2 pseudogenes are annotated in these 756 nt (G+C 57.8%); one reads left to right on the top strand and one right to left on the bottom strand.

The window, feature by feature from the left end:
- A pseudogene (locus BN1133_RS17850) lies at positions 1-207 on the bottom strand (L,D-transpeptidase); the annotation flags it as partial.
- A gap of 342 nt (positions 208-549) precedes the next feature.
- On the opposite strand from BN1133_RS17850, the pseudogene BN1133_RS17845 reads away from it, so the two are divergent.
- Positions 550-756: pseudogene (locus BN1133_RS17845) on the top strand (L,D-transpeptidase); the annotation flags it as partial.

The following is a 756-nucleotide window of genomic DNA, read 5'->3' as shown; positions in this document are numbered from 1 at the left end:
GGCTTCCATCAGGTTGGTGAGGCCCAGCTGGAATTCGGCGGCAATCGCCTCCAGCGCCCGACCGTCGTTGGGGACCACATACTCCAGATTCTCACCAATGAGGCGGCTACCGGCCGGCGGCAAGGCGTATTCCACTGCCAGCGCAGGCAGGCTGCTGAATGCGAGACCACACAACAGGGTCGCGGCGATGGCACGAAGGGGGTTCATCACGTTTACTCCATTACTCTAGGGGGTCGGCCCATATCCAGCACGGGTCGAATAGGTGTTCGAGTTGCGCATTCTTCCGTGAGTCGAGCGGAAATTCAACGGCCTAAAGCATAAGGCACGCCATTTTTTCTCGTAACGACTGCACATTTCATGAACAGAGAGGGACAAGAACAGCCATTCTCCCCCCGCCAGGGGTAGATATGACGGAATGTTCTGCAATGACCGTTGAATTTTTACCCGAGCCGATAAAGAATGCCGCACCCGGTCATGACCTCATCACCCCTCTTCGGCAGTGGGCCTGGACCGAATCCATCTATTTTCAACCAGCCAACAGGTTAACCTATGCAAATCCTTCGCCTCGCTGCTCGCACCCTGCTGGGCAGCCTTGCGTTCATCACGCTCTGCGCGCACGCCATCGAATACCCTCTTCCTGCTGCCGGGAGCCGACTGGTCGGTCAGAATCAGGAATATGTCATGCCCAGTGATGGCAGCCCTCTGGAGGCGGTGGCCGCCCGCTTCCAACTCGGTCTCACCAACCTGATGGAAGCC

It is taken from the genome of Aeromonas schubertii (assembly GCF_000820105.1).
In the GTDB taxonomy this organism is placed as follows: Bacteria; Pseudomonadota; Gammaproteobacteria; order Enterobacterales; family Aeromonadaceae; genus Aeromonas; species Aeromonas schubertii.
This window is presented reverse-complemented; position numbering and strand designations above follow the sequence as displayed.